Genomic DNA, 14,147 nt, shown 5'->3' with positions numbered 1-14,147 from the left:
CCTTACTTCCAACTTAAGAAGCTCTTTATATTTCTTCATTTATAAATTTTCTCCCATGGTAACAACAGATATCGCACAGCTGTCAAGAGAATGCAATGCCTGGCGGGAGACATTGCGTTCTTACCGAGATGAGTTCGGTCAATTAAAAATCCGTCTCCAGGACCTTGCAGGACATCAAACAAACAGAGACGTACTTCTGGAGATAGAGCACCTCGACAATCAGTTCCACATTCAGCTTATTAACATTCACGACCTCAAGCAAGCCATCAAACTCCACGACCGTAAGCTTCACGACGAAATGGCTGAAACAAACAACGGGAACCTGACAGACGATACCACCACCGACCACGAAAGACTTTACAACGATTATCAGCAGTTGGAAAGCACCCTGACGGAAGTTAAACAGGAGTTTTCGCATTTTGCCAATCATATAGGTTAGCCATGAATGAATGTCTGCTTTTGTTACATCAGCAGACTTTTAAGTTTTTAAACGGTAGAAGCCGGAAGTAAGAAGTAGGAGGTAGGAAGCAGGAAGTAAGAAGCTCGCCAATTTTGAGCATTTTGAATAATTCTCATGAGTGCTGAAATTTCAGCCTCTTCATACTTCTTAATTCGAATTTCATACTTCTTACTTCATACTTCGGATTTCGTAAGCACCCCTCATGTCAAATGCTTATGGCAATTGACATTATCCTCCCTATATCAGCCGCATCCCTATCTATTCTTCACTTTAAAAAATTGTTTGCTATGGCTGAATTTGATACCTCACACGTAAAAAATGTAGTCTTGCTGGGCCATGCCGGCTGCGGTAAGACCACATTGGCGGAGTGCATGCTATTTGAAGCAGGCCTTATTACCCGCCGCGGCACCATTGCCGAAAAAAATACCATCGGTGATTACCATGAACTGGAACAGGAACGTGGTAATTCCATCTTCTCCAAATTAATGCATACCAAATGGCGGGGTTACAAGATCAACCTCATAGATACACCCGGTTACGACGATTTTGTGGGTGAAGTGATCTCCGCCCTGCGGGTAGCCGATACCGGTGTAATGTTGCTCAATGCCGTTATGGGCGTTGAAGTAGGCACCGATATCATCTGGGATTATACCGAGCAGTTTAAAACGCCTATGATCTTCGCCGTTAATAAGATCGACGAAGACAATGCGGATTTCGACAGAACCGTTCGCGAAGCAAAAGCCCACTTTGGCGCTAAAGTGGTTGTAGTGCAATATCCCCGGCAACAGGGCGCCGGCTTTCATGAGATCATCGACGTGCTGCGCATGACGATGTATAAATTTAAAGACACCGGCGGCAAACCCGAGAAACTGCCTATACCAGATGATGAACGCGCCCGGGCCGACGAATTACACAAAGAACTGATAGAGGCGGTGGCCAGCAATGATGAATCCATGATGGAAAAATACTTCGACAAGGGCGAGCTGGATGAAGATGAAATGAAGAACGGCCTGAAAAAGGCGATGATCAACCACGACATCTTTCCCTTATTCTGCCTCTCGGCCGAACGGAATATGGGCAGTGGCCGGTTGATGGGCTTCATTGATAATGTTTGTCCCAGTGCCAATGAAATGCCGCCACAGACCACCCGGAACGGACAATCATTGCCCTGTGAGGCCAGCGGTCCGGCCTGCATTTTTGTTTTTAAAACCATCAGCGAACCGCATGTAGGCGAAATGTCGTTCTTTAAAGTATATTCCGGTACCGTGCAAAGTGGTATGGAGCTGGAAAATGAGTCAACCGGCGTTACGGAAAAAATAAACCAGCTGTTTTTGGCAGAAGGGAATAAACGCACCAATACTACCGAACTGGTTGCAGGTGATATTGGCGCCACCCTGAAATTAAAGAACACACACGTTAATAATACCCTTCATGTAAGGGGAAGAAATTATGAACTGCAACCCATTGAATTTCCGCCGCCCAATATGACGGTGGCCATCGAAACCCTGAAAAAAGGGGAAGAGGAAAAACTATCGCAGGCATTGCACCAGCTGCGGGAAGAAGATCCCACCCTGATTGTGGAAGTTTCCCAGGAATTAAAACAAACGCTCCTCCATTGCCAGGGCGATATGCATTTGGCAGTGGCAAAATGGAAAATAGAACACCTGCATAAAGTTGACGTAAAATTCATCAAACCCCGCATTCCTTACCGCGAAACCATTCGCCGGATGGCCGAGGCCAATTACCGGCATAAAAAGCAGAGTGGGGGCGCCGGTCAGTTTGGAGAAGTTTTCTTACGCATTGAGCCCTGGTACGATGGCATGCCCGACCCCAATGGGCTGAACGTTCGTGGCCGGGATGTGCATGAACTGGACTGGGGCGGTAAACTGGTTTATTTTAACTGTATTGTGGGCGGCGCGATAGACACGCGCTTTCAACCCTCGATCTTAAAAGGTGTTATGGAAAAAATGCAAACAGGCCCGTTAACCGGGTCATATGTTCGTGATGTGCGGGTATCGGTTTATGACGGCAAAATGCACCCGGTGGACAGTAATGACATTTCCTTCAAGATAGCCGGTTTAATGGCCTTTAAACAGGCTTTCCAGCAGGCAGACCCACAGATACTGGAACCGGTGTACCAGGTAGATGTGTTGTGCCCCGATGATCTTACCGGTGCCGTTATGGGCGACCTGCAAAGCCGCCGGGCCGTAGTAGAGGGCATCGACACCCAGGGCCATTTTCAGAAAGTGATCGCCAAGGTGCCGCTGGCCGAAATGGACGGGTATTCTTCCTCGCTTCGTTCCATTACGCAGGGACGCGCTAAATTCACCATGAAGTTTTTTGACTATGTTCCGGTGCCTTTTGAGGAACAACGCCGGTTGATAGATGATTATTCGAAGACGGCGAAGGAGGAATTAGTGTAAACAAAGAACCAACTGGCCCTAGCATAAAGAATAGCTACCTACGGGTGGCTATTCTTCTTAATACCCGGTAAACTATGCACGTTCACCTAAAAATTTCATTCGAAGTCGTGAATATCAAATATTTTTAACAGGCACAACCAGTGTTCAAATTATCAGTATTGTATGGAGGTGAATGTCCTGGATAAAAAGGAGTTTGTATTCAACATTATTAGCCAATCACATGTTCCTATGTTCCTGGCCTGGGGAACTTCGGGAGTGCTGTACTATAACGACGCCTGTCAACCGCTTATAGGCCTGTCGCGCGGGGAAGCAAGCGGGTTGTCGCTGCAACAGGTATTTGCCGGCAACTGGCACAAACTGGGACCAGCCTTTGACCAGGTAATGCAGGGCGGTTCCCTGACCATTCCGGACATACAGCTTTTTATAAACCGGCAAAACCATTCCGAACCGGTGAGTTTTACGTTTTCCTGTATACCCATTCCATTGTCAACCGGCAAAACCGGGGGTATGCTGGTCACCGCCACCGAAAACGTAGCCATTCAACAGGCCACGCAAAAAAAGATCTACGAGATCTTATTACAGCTGCCTATAGGCATTTTAACGCTGCGGATGCCCGATTACCGCATCGAGCTCGCCAATCACTCCTTTTTACAGATCACCAGTAAAGATATCAGCGAAGTGACCGGCCGGTCGCTTTTTGAAGTGAACCCGGACCTGAAAGGGCAACGGGCCGAGGAACTGATCAACCAAGTGGTGCAAAGCAGAACGCCCCACATCGAAAACGGGATGCCCCTCCGTATAGAAAGAAATGGCGGACACGTAACGGCTTATTTCAATCTGCTTTTTTACCCACTGCTGGAACCGGGCGGCATTTGCAGCGGCATTATGCTGGTAGGCCGTGAGGTGACCGATATTGTGCTGGAAAGAAAGCGCATGGAAAACAGCGAGCATTATTTCCGTCGCCTGGCAGACACAGTGCCCGTTATGTTGTGGATCACCCGTCCTGACGGCAGTTGTACCTATGTAAACCAGAAGTGGTACGATTATACCGGTCAGCCGCCTGAAAACACCCTGGGGCAACGCTGGCTTTCCGTAGTGCACCCCGATGATCTGGAATTGATGACAACCTGTTTTGCTGAAGCCAATGCGCACCAGGTGCCTTTTAACTTCGAATACCGCATCCAGGGTGCCGATGGCAATTACCGCTGGATCCTCGATTCCGGTTCGCCCATGTTCGACAACAAAGGCGTATTTGAAGGGTTCATCGGTTCTGTAGTAGATATCGACAACCGCAAACTGGCTGAAGACGCCGTGCGCGAAAGCGAAGTAAGGTTCCGCCAGCTGGCCGATTCCATGCCACAGATCGTTTGGACGGCCAATGCCGATGGTTATGTTGATTACTACAACAAACAATGGTACCTGCTGATCAGTGATGAGGAACGGTTTGGCGATGAAAGCTTCCTGGTGCATGTTCATCCCGATGACCGGGAACGGTGTTTAGAGTCGTGGCATGATGTTGTACGAACAGGAGAACAGCTGGAAATTGAATTCCGTTTCTTTGTAAAATATCCGGTAGCCGGGTACCGGTGGTTCCTGGTGCGGGCCCGCCCCATCAAAAACGACGATGGACAGATCATCAAATGGTTTGGCACCTGTACAGATATCGATGAAGTGAAAAACATTCACCTCGACCTGGAGAACAGGGTAGCCGAACGCACGCATGAAATTTCACACAAGAACAACGCGCTGGAAGAAACAACCCGCGAATTAAAAGAGATCAATCAACAGCTGGAACTGCGGCATGAAGAATTACGCCAGAGTGAAGAACGCTATTTGCGCATGACCAACGAGGTGGAAGATTACTCCATTATTCTGCTGAGCAAAGATGGCTATATAGAAAACTGGAATAAAGGGGCGGAGAAAATAAAAGGATATACCGCTGACGAAATCATCGGGATGCACTTCCGGCTTTTTTATACCTATAGCGACCAGCAGCATGGCCTGGCGGAAAAGCTGTTAGAAGAAGCTAAACAGGACGGTAAGTCAACTTTTGAAGGTTTACGGGTACGTAAGGATGGTTCTACCTTTTGGGCTTATACCGTGCTTACTGCCCTGCACAATGATAAAAACGACATCATCGGTTTTTCAAAAGTAACCCGTGATCTCACCAAACAAAAACTGACCGAAGACCAGTTGAAAATGTATGCCGAACAACTGGAACAAAAGAACCGGGAGCTGGAACGCAGTAACAGTGAGTTGTCGTCGTTTAGTTATGTGGCCAGCCATGACCTGCAGGAACCGCTGCGCAAGATCCAGGCCTTTGGCAATCTGATACAGGCCCGTGATGTGGCTAACTTAAGCGATACCAGCAAAGATTACTTCGACCGGATGGTGAAAGCAGCGGTACGTATGCAAAACCTCATCGACTCCTTGCTGGAGTTCTCCCGTACCACTACCGCCCGTAAGAATTTTGAATCGACCGACCTGAACGCCCTGCTCGATGAAGTAAAAAAAGAACTGGCACACCGCATCGATGAAAAAAAAGCCACCATCATCTCCGCGCACCTGCCTACCATGACCATCATTCCCTTTCAGTTCAGGCAATTGCTGTCAAACCTGATCAGCAATTCACTGAAGTATTCGCGTGAGGACGTTACACCTGTAATTGAAATCACCTCAGCTTATGTAAAAGCAAGGCAGCTGCATGAAAAAGGGGCCATCCCGGGCAAGGACTATTTCCGTTTTACCATAAATGACAATGGAATTGGGTTTGAGCAGGAGTATGCCGAGAAAATATTTGAATTATTCCAACGGCTGCATGGCCGCAATGAATATACCGGTTCGGGTATTGGCCTGGCTATTTGTAAGAAAATAGTAGAGAACCATCATGGATTTATACGGGCAGAAAGTGAAGTAGGGGCGGGGGCTACGTTTTATATTTTTATTCCGGTTAAATAGTTCAAAGTTTCAAGTTTAAAGTTCAAAGTTTTAAGTTTAAGGTTTAAATACAAAGTCCGCAAATTGTGTAGTAACACAACTTGCGGACTTTTCTTATTTCTTAATTTCTATTTCTTACTTCCTACTGCTGATATCAGTATTTAGCGCACTCCTTCATTTCTTTCTCCGTGTATGCCAGTCCATATTGTTTCAGCACCTCATCGGGCACACCATTCCATTTATTAGGTGTATTACCGGCATAACCAAGGTCTTTTACACCGATCTCGCTGGTATAAAAACCGGAAGCGGTTAAATCGCGCATGAGGTTAAAGAAGGCAACGCCCTGCGCCATGTCGGGTTTGGCTTTATTGGGCCACGCAATTTCATCTACCATTGCCATGCGTTCCTTTTCAGTACCATCTACAAATGATTTATTGAAACGCTTCAGGCACTGTACATCCAGCCAGCGCAAACCACCCCGCATAGGGATCTGGTTTTCGGGTTTATCCTTTACAATGTATTCGATAAAATCAGGCACTTTAGCATCAGATGCACTGCCGCTTACTTCATCTTTAGGGATGATGATATCAGCCAGCACGGTGATGGTGGCCATTTCATGTGGCGTGAAAAACGTTTTTGACGTTATTTCCTTTTCCCGTTCCTGTTCTTCTACGGCACGGTCTAAGGTAAATTCGCCGGAAGCCTCTGCGCTTTTGGCGGCTTCTTTTTTATTATCTGTTTTGCAGGCATCCAGCAAGATACCGGCCGACAGGGTGCCTACTGCTATCGCTTTTAAGGATTTTCTTCTGTCCATTAGTTCTTAGTTTTTTGTTCTAAGTTCTTAGTTATAGGTTTTGTTGCCACGGAATTATATATTCCTCTTCTTCATTTCGTCTATAATATATTCCGAAGCACGCATTGAAAGCGCCAGGATGGTCCAGGTGATGTTTTTATCGGCCTGGGAAACAAATGGGCCGCCATCTACACAGAACAGGTTCTTTACATCATGGGCCTGGTTGTATTTGTTCAACACAGAGTTTTTAGGATCGCTGCCCATACGAACGGTACCGGCTTCGTGAATGATGTTACCGGGTGCATGCAGGCCATAATTATTTTCAGGACCGTCGTTATCACCATAGGTAATAACAGCGCCCATTTCATGCATGATCTCCTTGAAGGTTTCCTTCATGTGTTTGGCCTGTTTGATATCGTATTCGTGCGGTTTTACATCGAAACGTAAAACAGGGATACCATATTTATCAACCACCTTCGGATCTATTTCACACTTGTTTTCGCGAACAGCAAGGGCTTCCCCACGACCGGCCATACCCACGCGGGCACCATAAAAGTACCGGTAATCTTCTTTTAATGATTTACCATAACCACCGGCTTCTTTTTGTTGTCCTTTTACCTGGAACTTGCCATTCATATTCTGGATACCACCGCCAAAGCCATAAGCAGGCTGGCCAAAACCACCCCAGTATTCAATATGATAACCACGGGGGAAATCGAGTTTTTTGTTATCGCCCCACCAGGGTGAATATATATGTGCACCGCCTACGCCGTCTTCATTATAACGTTTGCGATCGAACAGTTCAGGGATTACACCACCCATATCGGCGCCTGTAGAGTCGTGCAGGTATTTACCTACCACATCACTGCTGTTGGCCAGTCCGTTAGGGAAGCGGGCCGATTTTGAGTTCAGCAGCAAACGCGCCGATTCGCAGGCGCTGGCAGCCAGGATCACTGTGCGGCCCATAACCTGGTATTCCTGCAGGTCCATTTTATTTACATATGACACACCTGTAGCCAATCCTTCTGTATTGGTGAGCACTTCCCGCGCCATGGCGTTGGTGATCACATCTACATTACCGGTTTCCATAGCAGGTTTTACCAGTACGGAAGATGAGGAGAAATCGGCATATGCTACAGAGCAGGCCCGGTTACACTGACCGCAAAAGATACATTCCCCGCGGGAGTCATTGAGCTTTTTGGTCAGAATGGAAAGGCGGGAAGGGATCACCGGAACGCCGATGCCGGTAGCTGCTTTTTTGATCATCAGCTCGTGCAAACGGGGTTTGGGGGGAGGCAGGAAGATACCATCGGGGTCATTTTCCAGGCCTTCATTACTGCCAAATACACCAATGAGCCGGTCAACTTTATCATAGAAAGGTTTTACGTCGTCATAACCAATCGGCCAGTCGTCGCCCATGCCATCGATACTGCGGCGTTTAAAGTCTTTAGGGCCGAAACGCAGGGAGATACGGCCCCAGTGATTGGTACGGCCGCCGATCATGCGGGCGCGCCACCATTCCCATTTGGTATTGTCGGCGTGAGTATAGGGTTCACCATCAATCTCCCAACCCCAGTAGCAGGCATCGAAATCACCAAATGGTCTGAATTTGGTGCTGGCGCCACGACGGGGAGAGTCCCATGGATTTTTGAACTGGGTAACATTTTTCCTCGGATCATACATTGGTCCGGCTTCAATCAAACAAACTTTCAAACCAGCATGTGACAGCACGTAAGCAGCCATGCCGCCACCGGCACCAGAGCCTACGATGATAGCATCGTATTGCTTGGCATTTTTTTTCACCTGAAGATCTCCCATTAGAGAAGTAAGTTTTATAAATGAAGAATCGTTGGTTTAGAATCATAAATGTAAAGTTTTAGCAATCCTTACCAATTATTTGCAATCTCTTTTTTATATGAGGCAGAAAACAGCTTTAAGCTGTAAGCAGTAAGCCTTAAGCAATACACCACTGCGCGGTTTGTTGAAAGGAGTTGTAGGGGCGAGGTGGTACAACCTGGCCTTGTCGGCTTACAACTTATGGCTCAGCGCTTAAAGCTATATTTTTAGCAACGCTATGATTTTTACCAAGTTACCCGTATTATTGTAATACCAACACTTTAAATGGTGTATTATTGAATATTATACAACATTATGTATGAGTTATTGAATAATATTCAAAGAACAGCCTTTTTATTTAAAATATTAGTATAGGATGGTATAGATAAACCCTTATTTGCGAAAAAATTGGTTTACGGGCTGCAGAATTTATGTTTTATTCACGCAATTTTACGTATCAAAATTCGTTAAACAGATGTCCATTATTTTTGAAAAAGCCTATAATCACATTACCCTATGACCCCATACATCCAAAATGAAACGGATTACCTGGCCGAGAAATTCATGATATTGGAATATCATATTGCCCATGCCAGCAAGATTGCCCTACTGAAGATTCAGAGTTGGAAATTTGCCGTTAAGAATCCAGAAGTAGGAACTCGTTATCAAATGGCAGCAGAGGATATGGTACGCCAGTCATTGATGAGTTTTGTACCCGCTTCTCATATTTTAAATGAAGAGGGTTTCTATTTCCGACCAATCCAGAATTAATTAGTTTTAAATAATCACAGCAAGTCGCTTCTTCACCGGAGCGACTTTTTTTTGGCCGGCCTCCCCCCAGCCCCCTCCGGTGGAGGGGGAGAAATGCGACCTCGTAATAAAACTCAGTCCGCTTAGCTTCTTAGACTCTATTTTGAGGTTTTACTTTTCCCTTATCAGCTCCATTAACCCAATCAACCCCATCAACTCCCTCCTTTATTTCGCCTTACCTATTTCTTTCTCGTTAACTTGTCAACTTGTTAACTTATTAACCTGTTAACTTATCAACCTGTCAACTAACCAACTCACCTTTACCATCTATCAATATTTATTTCCGGAATATATAACAGAAACCCATAAATGATAATTTCTTAAGAAATAGTTTATAATGCGGTAATAACAGCGGCGGCACCGATCTATCATTAATGGTTAACCTGTATAGTAATTCACTAACGGTGTCTAAATATTTTATTTTGAAAATAAATAGTCAAAAAGACCTCCTATCTTTGTTTCGGCAACACTAATCAGCGACGTGAGAAAGAAATGGTGAGACGAGTAATGTAGCCGATGCACAAACCTTATCTGATGGACCGGATTCAACTATTTACGCCACTTCTTTTCTTTTTATCTCTTTTAATTATCTCATATGCCTACGGGCATCTTTGGTGTGCCTTCACATACTTTTCAGATTCAGTCAATCCGTACAAAAGAAACATTTCAAAAAAACTGTTCAATCTGCCTCCCGGAGGAACAGCCTGCAAGCAGGTAAGCTGGCTGGGCTGGTACCGTGTGTGCAAACGGAGCACTGAATATGTACCGGAGTGGTTTCTTTCATCACGAAGGTGACAACTCAACAATAAAAGTGATCGATAGCAGATAGCCCGTCTCAATGAACACGCAATAAAACGGATAGCAACAACTCCAGGGTTTCAATCATGGGTCTACCGGTATACAGTAGATGCCATACAGTTAATTATTGTTTAATAGCAACACAGTAATCCAGGTGATTTCAGCAAGTCGCGTACCACTTGCTGAAACCTGCCCTTTATTTACGTGAGCAGTAAGTAAAGAGTTCATGTCAACTACTTTTGTTATTTGTTATAAACCTTTTCTTATGAAATTGAAAAAAGAGGACATTGAAAGGATCAGGCTCGCAAAAGATTTATTAACAAAAAACAGGCGTTATCATATTACCATCAATGATCTAAGTCAACAAACCCAACTCAACCGTACCAAATTGCAATTTGGATTTAAACAGCTGTTTGGGGTTAGCATAGATGATTACCGGATATTATTAAGAATGGAGAAAGCAAAGGAGTTGTTGGAGCAAACTGAGAAAAGTGTAAAAGAGATATCTGTACTGGTAGGATACAAAAGCATGGGGAGTTTCAGTACCATGTTTAAAAAAATATACAGCAAATCGCCCACCGAATGGCGGAACGGGCTTCATGGATAAACCGGCAATGACGATATGAAAACAACAGCACAGGGTGAACACCACCCTGAGACGCCTGTATTGCCATGCAATAATGGCAAATCAGTTCTTTATATAACTATAACAGTATGGCACATGTTATTTTGTGAATAAAAGATTTGAAATTGTGCAAATACAAGAAATTAATCTTCGTATATTGCATATAGATATTTGACAAGGACGGTTTTCAATACATACATAGTCAGCAGGCAGTAGCTGCGGTACAAAATTATTTCTTTGGAGCTCTATGATTAGCCCTCAAAGCACCTTTTGAAAACAAAGCTAAACGGCCATAGTACCGCACTACTTCTTCTGACGAGCTTTTACAACATTTGGCTATAGAATGATGATCCGGGTTGCCGGAAGCGTTTATGAATGTGGTGAAAGATATTTGCAGGAGGGTCAGTAAAAACACCCGCTCATAAATGCAGGGATGAAGGCCGAGTCGCTCCCGGGTTTCGCCCAATGACCAGGATATAACCCCGGCATAGCCGGCTCCCGGATTCATTTTACATATTTGGTTTCACTTTCTAATTGGCCTTTCTTGATCTATTATAGAAGGTTTTTAACAGTGGCTTGCTTGTACTGCCTTTTCTGTCCAGTAAGGGCACTATAGGTAAGCATTTTTAGGAGTAGGAGAAGGCTATTTACCCCGCACACCCTGCCTCATCTACGATTAATCAATAACACTTAAGCAATGAAAAAAACCTTCCTGTTCCATGCCACAAAGCATGCTGCCGCACAACTGCTGCTGGCCGTGCTTTTCGTTGTTATAGGACATGCCACTCCCAACTTATCACCCGTTCCCATTACCGGTAAAATAACCAATACAAAAGGAGAACCCTTATCGGGTGTAAGTATTGTAGTAAAAAATAAACCCGGTGGCACGGCTACCAATGCCAATGGCGTTTTTACCATCAATGCCGAAGATGGTGATGTACTGGTTATTTCCAACATTGGTTTTAAAAGCCAGGAAATAACAATAGGCGGCCAGCATGAGTTAACCATAAGACTCGAAGAAACAGTGGCCGAATTAACCACGGTAGTAATTGGCTCGCGTTCCTTACGGCCAAGAACCAATGTGGAGTCACCCGTTCCGGTTGATGTAATTTCATCCAAAGACCTGCTGGCAACCGGACAAATAGAACCTGCCCAACAGATCCAATATACCGCCCCCAGTTTTGTTTCGAACCGACAAACTATTGCCGATGGTACCGATCATATTGACCCTGCCAGTTTACGGGGTTTAGGCCCCGACCAGGTGCTGGTGTTGGTAAATGGTAAACGCCGTTATAATACAGCCCTGGTCAATATAAACGGTACGGTAGGCAAGGGGTCTGTTGGCACCGATATGAATGCCATTCCCGCCAGCAGCATCGAACGCATAGAAGTATTGCGTGATGGCGCTGCTTCCCAATACGGCTCTGATGCCATTGCCGGCGTTATCAATGTGGTACTGAAAAAGAAAACCGGCACACAGGTGTTTGCACATTCCGGTGCACAATATGCCGGCGATGGCGCCAATTTACAAGTAGGTATAAACGAAGGATTCAAGCTGGGTAAAAAAGGCGGTGTATTAAACCTTACCGGCGAGGTACGCCATCGCCAGCCCACCAACCGCGCCGGTGATTACCTGGGCACTGTTTATAATGCCAATGTTACCCAGGACGAGCTACTGATTGCCCAAAACGGCGGCTGGAACAGAAAGAACAATATGTATATCGGCAATTCAAAACAACTGAATGCATATGGTGAGGCCAACCTGGAACTGCCCATTTCTGACAAAAGCAAATTCTATGCAATGGGTATGTACAGTTACCGCAAAGGAAAAGCGGCTGGGTTTTACCGGTATCCCAAACAAACCACCCAGGTAGTGGCACAATTGTTTCCTCGTGGTTTTCTGCCCTATATTGGTTCCGAGATCAACGACCGGTCGGTAATGGCCGGCTTTAAAGGTAAAACTGCCAGCGCCTGGAACTGGGATGTAAGTTCTACATATGGCGGCAACCAGTTTCGTTTCGATGTAACCAATTCAAACAATGCCAGCATGGGCACGACAACTCCTACCTCCTTTTATTGCGGCAAACTGGGTTTTCAGCAAAGCACCACCAATGTAGATTTCTCAAAAGACCTGGGTTCAAAAATGAACCTGTCGTCGTTTAACGTAGCCCTTGGCGCAGAAATGCGCCTTGATTTCTTCAAAATAACACCCGGGCAGGAAGAATCGTGGAAGAACTATGACCCCAATGGTGGCAAAGCCGGTGGCGCCCAGGTTTTCCCGGGTTACCAGCCCGCCAATGCGGTCAATGAAAACCGCAGTGTGTTCAGCACTTATGTGGATGTGGAATCGGATATAACAGAAAAATTCCTGGTGAATGTAGCCGGCCGGTTTGAACATTACAGTGATTTTGGCAATGCCTTAGCCGGTAAGCTGGCCATGCGGTATAAACTACTCGATGCCTTATCTATTCGCGGAGCCATCAGCAATGGCTTTAGAGCACCTTCCATTCACCAGTATTTCTTTAACAATACCAGCACCCAGTTCCAGCTCGTAAATGGAACATTGTCGCCCAGCAATACGTTAACGGTACGCAACAGCGACCCCATTGCCAAAGCCCTTGGTATTCCTGATCTGAAAGAAGAAACTTCTGTAAACTATAGTTTGGGCATCACTGCCAAGCCGGGGCATAATACTTCCCTTACCATCGATGCCTATCGCATCGATATTAAAAACCGGATCTTACTGGCAGGTCCATTCAGGAGAACGGCGGCCGGTACTTCCATAGTAGACCAGGTGTTGAACAATGCCGGTATCGGCGCCGACGTGCAGGTGGTACAGGCGTTCAGCAATTTTGTAGATACCAAAACGCAGGGGATCGATATTATCTTTTCTGTTAGTCCGCAGCTGGGCAAAGGCAATCTCGACATTACCCTGGCAGCAAACTTCAATGAAACAAAAATTAAAAAGGTAAAGGGCACGGAGAAGATCCCTGCAGTGCCGGACTCCCTTGGCAATTACTTTTATTTTGACCGGGCCGAACAATCGCGTGTAGAGCTGGCCAATCCAAAGAATAAAGTATCGTTGTCGGCCAATTACCAGTATAAAAAAATAGGGTTGCTGGTGCGGGCAACGCGTTTTGGTAAAGTATCTTCCTGGAATGCCGATCCACGGCTCGATGAGACCTATGACCCCAAAGTAGTAACCGACGCCAGTATCAGTTACAGTATTATACCTCAGGTGCGGGTAACTATCGGCGCCAATAATTTATTTGATGTATATCCTGATAAACTAAAATGGTTTCAGGATGGCAATGGTGATAAATCGAATATTTATTACGGAAATACTTCCGATGGACGTTTTCAATACAGCCGTAATGCTACCCAGTTTGGAATGAACGGCGGTTATTACTACATCAGTTTGTCGGCCAATTTCTAATGCAGCGCACATGCACCATAAAAAAAAGG

The 14,147-nt window shown here is 45.6% G+C and carries 8 protein-coding genes; 6 read left to right on the top strand and 2 right to left on the bottom strand.

Annotation, left to right across the window (positions count from 1 at the left end; translation table 11 throughout):
- Nucleotides 1-55: 55 nt before the first annotated feature.
- From BMX95_RS17610 to BMX95_RS17600, 3 genes are all read left to right on the top strand, one after another.
- Nucleotides 56-439: a hypothetical protein gene (locus BMX95_RS17610; RefSeq protein ID WP_081202723.1), complete on the top strand. Its 384-nt coding sequence runs from the start codon at nt 56-58 to the stop codon at nt 437-439.
- A gap of 308 nt (nt 440-747) precedes the next feature.
- Nucleotides 748-2,883, top strand: coding sequence for an elongation factor G (locus tag BMX95_RS17605; protein ID WP_081202724.1), 2,136 nt, complete (start codon nt 748-750; stop codon nt 2,881-2,883).
- A 162-nt stretch (nt 2,884-3,045) separates the two neighbouring features.
- Nucleotides 3,046-5,841: a PAS domain S-box protein gene (locus BMX95_RS17600; RefSeq protein WP_081202725.1), complete on the top strand. Its 2,796-nt coding sequence runs from the start codon at nt 3,046-3,048 to the stop codon at nt 5,839-5,841.
- A 133-nt stretch (nt 5,842-5,974) separates the two neighbouring features.
- On the opposite strand, the gene BMX95_RS17595 is transcribed toward BMX95_RS17600, so the two are convergent.
- Nucleotides 5,975-6,634 carry a gluconate 2-dehydrogenase subunit 3 family protein gene (locus BMX95_RS17595; protein ID WP_081202726.1) on the bottom strand — a complete coding sequence of 220 codons (660 nt, stop codon included), beginning with the start codon at nt 6,632-6,634 and terminating at the stop codon, nt 5,975-5,977.
- A 54-nt stretch (nt 6,635-6,688) separates the two neighbouring features.
- Complete coding sequence (locus BMX95_RS17590; RefSeq protein ID WP_081202727.1) at nt 6,689-8,431, bottom strand: GMC family oxidoreductase; 1,743 nt, start codon at nt 8,429-8,431, stop codon at nt 6,689-6,691.
- A 534-nt stretch (nt 8,432-8,965) separates the two neighbouring features.
- Here BMX95_RS17590 and BMX95_RS17585 point away from each other — a divergent pair.
- The 3 genes from BMX95_RS17585 (at nt 8,966) to BMX95_RS17570 (ending at nt 14,118) form a co-directional block, all read left to right on the top strand.
- Nucleotides 8,966-9,220 (top strand): hypothetical protein, encoded by a 255-nt coding sequence (locus BMX95_RS17585; RefSeq protein ID WP_014218877.1) that lies wholly within the window; start codon nt 8,966-8,968, stop codon nt 9,218-9,220.
- A 1,102-nt stretch (nt 9,221-10,322) separates the two neighbouring features.
- Nucleotides 10,323-10,664 (top strand): helix-turn-helix domain-containing protein, encoded by a 342-nt coding sequence (locus BMX95_RS17580; protein WP_165759028.1) that lies wholly within the window; start codon nt 10,323-10,325, stop codon nt 10,662-10,664.
- 715 nt (nt 10,665-11,379) lie between these two features.
- The gene (locus BMX95_RS17570; RefSeq protein ID WP_081202730.1) at nt 11,380-14,118 is read left to right on the top strand and encodes a TonB-dependent receptor; all 2,739 of its coding nucleotides are present in this window, start codon (nt 11,380-11,382) and stop codon (nt 14,116-14,118) included.
- Nucleotides 14,119-14,147: the final 29 nt, after the last annotated feature.

The sequence above is a fragment of the Niastella yeongjuensis genome, from assembly GCF_900110245.1.
Classification (GTDB): domain Bacteria; phylum Bacteroidota; class Bacteroidia; order Chitinophagales; family Chitinophagaceae; genus Niastella; species Niastella yeongjuensis.
The sequence above is the reverse complement of the archived record's forward strand: the minus strand, read 5'-3'. Positions and strand labels throughout refer to the sequence as shown.

Excerpts from the sequence above, each read along its gene's own strand:
- BMX95_RS17585 (WP_014218877.1), top strand. The coding sequence starts at position 8,966 with ATGACCCCATACATCCAAAATGAAACGGATTACCTGGCCGAGAAATTC.
- BMX95_RS17570 (WP_081202730.1), top strand. The coding sequence starts at position 11,380 with ATGAAAAAAACCTTCCTGTTCCATGCCACAAAGCATGCTGCCGCACAA.
- BMX95_RS17595 (WP_081202726.1), bottom strand. The coding sequence starts at position 6,634 with ATGGACAGAAGAAAATCCTTAAAAGCGATAGCAGTAGGCACCCTGTCG.
- BMX95_RS17610 (WP_081202723.1), top strand. The coding sequence starts at position 56 with ATGGTAACAACAGATATCGCACAGCTGTCAAGAGAATGCAATGCCTGG.
- BMX95_RS17600 (WP_081202725.1), top strand. The coding sequence starts at position 3,046 with ATGGAGGTGAATGTCCTGGATAAAAAGGAGTTTGTATTCAACATTATT.
- BMX95_RS17605 (WP_081202724.1), top strand. The coding sequence starts at position 748 with ATGGCTGAATTTGATACCTCACACGTAAAAAATGTAGTCTTGCTGGGC.
- BMX95_RS17580 (WP_165759028.1), top strand. The coding sequence starts at position 10,323 with ATGAAATTGAAAAAAGAGGACATTGAAAGGATCAGGCTCGCAAAAGAT.
- BMX95_RS17590 (WP_081202727.1), bottom strand. The coding sequence starts at position 8,431 with ATGGGAGATCTTCAGGTGAAAAAAAATGCCAAGCAATACGATGCTATC.